Origin of the sequence: uncultured Microbacterium sp. (assembly GCF_963521695.1) — a bacterium.
Taxonomy (GTDB): Bacteria; Actinomycetota; Actinomycetes; order Actinomycetales; family Microbacteriaceae; genus Microbacterium.
This window is the reverse complement of sequence record NZ_CAUQWC010000287.1, coordinates 1-3,613: the sequence shown is the minus strand read 5'-3', so window position 1 is coordinate 3,613 and position 3,613 is coordinate 1. Positions and strand designations below refer to the sequence as shown.

Genomic DNA, 3,613 nt, shown 5'->3' with positions numbered 1-3,613 from the left:
CTCTCGACGAACGAGGCACCGTTGGGCAGCGACAACATCGCCGCCGCCTGCTCGATGCGGATGCGCCAGTCGCCATCGTCGGGCGCCCAGCTCGCCAGCGCCCGCAGGCGGTCGCGGGCAGCGTCCGACCCCGCGCACGTCGCGCACAGCGTCCGGACGTACACGTGCAGGGCCAACTCGCGCTCGGACGCCGAGGCGGGCTCGGGAAGGGTGCGCAGCAGGAGCTCGGCCTCGGCGGAGTCCTCGAGGGCGATACGCGTGAGAATCAGCGCGGCCGATGCGCGCAGGGCGGGGCCGTGGTCGAGAACGCGGGCGATCATCTCCAGGGAGTCACGCGGCACGCCCGATCGCGCGAGGGAGAGCGCCGCGCGCGGCAGCACCGCCGCCAGAGGCTCGGCGAGGGGACCGACCACCTCGACCGTCCCGGCGAAACGCGCGCAGAACACCTCTTCGGCGGGGGTCAGCACATCACCGTGCCGGAGGAGATCGAGGAGGCGGTGGGCGATGTCGCGACGCTCGTCGAGGTGCTCTTCGCGCGGCGTGGAGTCGTGGACGACCCGGGCCAGCAGCGGACTGACGGCGGCCGAACCCGCCTCGACCGAGGCGACGACGAGGTTCCCGTCGTGCAGGCGCGCGAGCACGTCGGCGGGCACGACCGATCCGACGTGACGCAGTGGAACAGCGCCGAGCTCGAAGACGATGCCCAGCAGACGGCGGTCGCGTTCGTCCAGCGGTGCCAGCATCCGCGTGAGGGATGCCACGAGGCCACCCGGCAGCAGATCGGCGAACGGCTCGATCGGGCACACCGCGTGCATCCGCCCTCGGGCCGCAGCCACCTCGACCAACTCGCCGACGAGTGCGGGGCTTCCCCCGCTGAGGTGATGCAGCGCCATCATCCACGCGTCGTCCGCGGGTCCGACCCCGTGCCGGCTCTCCCTCAGCGCGTTCGCCAGGGCGGCCGTCTCCGCGAGGGTGAGCGGCCCCACGGCGATGTTCAATCGGTCGGCGTCCTCCACCAGCGGTCGCAGCAGCTCCCAGCGGTGGATCGAGCTCCGGGCGATCTCGTGCCGGGGAGCGAGGGTCGCCAGGAGCACGGCATTCGATGCGCCCAGGGCGTCGATGAGGGCCGCCGCCGCGGCATCCGGAAGCAGATCGATGTCGTCGACGACGAGGACTCCGGCGCGATACTCGACCTCCGCGACCACGTCGGCGACATCGTCCGCGCCGATGAGGGCGCGCCGATCGGACATCCCCGAACGCATCGTCACGACGCCGGCCCGTGTCTCGATGACGAACGTCGGCCGCGACTGCGCCTCGGCGATCGCCGCCAGCAGGCGGGAGCGACCGCTCCGCGCGGGCCCCGTCAGCAGAACGCCGCGTTTCGCGCGCAACGCCTCCGCCGCGATGGATTTCTCCCGCGCGCGCCCCATCAATGGTCGACCTGCACCCATGCGGTGTCTCCCTGCACTCCCCCGCGTCCACGGACGCGGCCCCGCATCGTTCCTACACCGAGTTCGGTGTCGACTCCGAACTTTCGACGGGGAATCAGTAGTCGAGGAGGCATACGGAGTCAGAAGGAGACCCCTAAGTAGTCGGATTCCGTACGGGGCACGGATGCTTCCGCTCGATACCGCGCCTACTTTCACCTTGCACCGCACCATCCCGCCCGCGGTGGGCTCGAAGGTGTGCGGCCATCCAGGAAGCAGGCATCCATGACCATTCGTCCACACACCGCTGCTCGAACGGGGAAGGCCGTGCGCGCGGTCGGGGCCACCGTCGCCGTCGCAGCGCTCCTCCTCCCCGCCACGGCGGCGCACGCCGCCCCGGCGGACGTCGTATCGCAGGGCACCGGCCGTCTCGTTCAGACGTCCCTCCTCGGCACCGACATCCTCGACACCGTCGTCGCCCTCCGCGGCGCGAACGCCGTCAACACCGACGCCTCGGGCGACGTCATCGTCGACCAGCCCCTCGACGCAGAGGCCATCGCGGGCCTCGTCGCGCTGCAGGCGGGTTCGACGAACCTCTTCGGCGACAACGGCATCATCCAGCTCGGCGCGGTGGGTCAGTACGCCCGCGCGAACGACGACGGCAGCTCGTCGGCGTTCTCGGGCGCGGTCTCGGCGGCACCGAGCCTCATCGGCGTCGGCACCGTCACGCCCTCCAGCGTCGGCGACCCCTCGGCGGAGAACACGGCCAGCATCACCGTCGGCGGCACCGACGCCCTGGCGGGGCTGCAGGTGAACGTCGGAACGCTCGCGGCATCCGCCACGCAAACGACCGACGGAACGCAGAGCGGGCAATACGTCGTCGCCGATGTCGGCGTCGTCGTGAGCGGCACCCTCGTCTCGGGCGTGCTGAACACCCTCAACCCCGCGATCAACACGCTGCTGGCCGCGGCCGCCGTCGCCGGTCTCGACCTGGACAACCCGTTCGCCTCCGGCACCATCACCCTGACCGAGGACGACCTGCTCGCCGCGGCGGGGGTCGCCGACATCAACGCTCTTCCGCCCGGCACCGACCTGTTGTCGTTCGTGCCCGCGGCCGTGGTCACCCAGATCTCCGACGGTGTCAACGGGATCCTGGATGCCGTCCAGGACCGCGTCGACGAGCTGGGTCTGGCCGGTCTCGTCCTCGGCACCGCGCTCGGTGCCGCGGAAGCCGTCATCAACCCGGTGCTCGACGGCCTGGTCGACAGCCTCCAGGGTCCGCTCGGCGCGGCGATCACCGCGCTCGCGCAGCTGCAGGTCAACGTGCAGTCGACGGACGGCGGAACCTTCACCCAGACGGCGCTGCGCGTCGGCCTCGGCACGGCGGGCGCCATCGCGATCGTCGACCTGGCCACCGCGTCGGTCGGCCCCAACGCCGGTCAGCTGGCGGTTCCCGTCGCCGGCCCCGAGTCGCTGGCACTCGCCGGAGGGGGATTCGGTCTGGCCGCCGTCCTCGTCGCCGCCGTGCTGCTGCGACGTCGCAGCCAGCACGCGGCCGCACCGGCCCAGGGCTGATCACGTGTACCGCAACGGTGCGATGGGCGGCGGTGCCGTCGGCATTCTCGCGGTCACCGGCTACGCGGCCCCGACGGCGACACTCGCCGTCGTCGGGGTCGGCGCAGCGGTGATCGGCGGACTGCTCGCCTGGCGCTCGCGGCGTCTTCGGTCACAGGATGACGTCGACGTGGCATCCGGAGAGGACACCCCCCGCTCGTGAACGCGCTCGAGTTCCTCTTCTCGCTCTCCTTCGTCTTCCTGGTGATGTTCCTCACCTACACGGCGCTGATCGTCGTCCCCTTCGTGCGCCGTCGTGGCGCCGCCGAGGGCGATCCCGCGGCGTTCGAGTGGCACGCGTTCATCCCCTGTCGAGACGAGGCGGCGGTGATCGCCGAGACGATCAGGAGGACTCGCGAGCGCTTCCCGACGGTTCATCTGTGGATCATCGACGACGCCAGCACCGACGGCACCGGCGACATCGTCGCGGGCTTCGCCGACACGGATCCGCTGGTGCACGCCGTGATCCGACGGCTCCCCGACGCCCGCACGGGCAAGGGGGCCGCCCTGAACGCCGCGTACGCCCGGTTAGCGGAGTGGCGGGAACTGCGCGGTGACCCAGGCGTGGGGGG

General features: G+C 71.6%; 4 protein-coding genes. 3 read left to right on the top strand and 1 reads right to left on the bottom strand.

Annotated elements, in window-relative coordinates; all coding sequences use genetic code 11:
- Positions 1-1,451: hypothetical protein (locus RWP81_RS15310; RefSeq protein ID WP_314457541.1), on the bottom strand; the 1,451-nt coding region annotated here is incomplete at its 3' end.
- A 261-nt stretch (positions 1,452-1,712) separates the two neighbouring features.
- Between RWP81_RS15310 and RWP81_RS15305 the strand changes: the two genes are divergently transcribed.
- The 3 genes from RWP81_RS15305 to RWP81_RS15295 all read left to right on the top strand — a co-directional run.
- Complete coding sequence (locus tag RWP81_RS15305; RefSeq protein ID WP_314457539.1) at positions 1,713-3,002, top strand: choice-of-anchor G family protein; 1,290 nt, start codon at positions 1,713-1,715, stop codon at positions 3,000-3,002.
- A 4-nt stretch (positions 3,003-3,006) separates the two neighbouring features.
- Entirely contained in the window at positions 3,007-3,204 is a 198-nt protein-coding gene (locus tag RWP81_RS15300) for a hypothetical protein (protein WP_314457536.1), read from the top strand.
- The coding region (locus tag RWP81_RS15295; protein WP_314457534.1) for a glycosyltransferase at positions 3,201-3,613 on the top strand (413 nt) is incomplete at its 3' end. The genes RWP81_RS15300 and RWP81_RS15295, both read left to right, overlap by 4 nt.

Excerpts from the sequence above, each read along its gene's own strand:
- RWP81_RS15305 (WP_314457539.1), top strand. The coding sequence starts at position 1,713 with ATGACCATTCGTCCACACACCGCTGCTCGAACGGGGAAGGCCGTGCGC.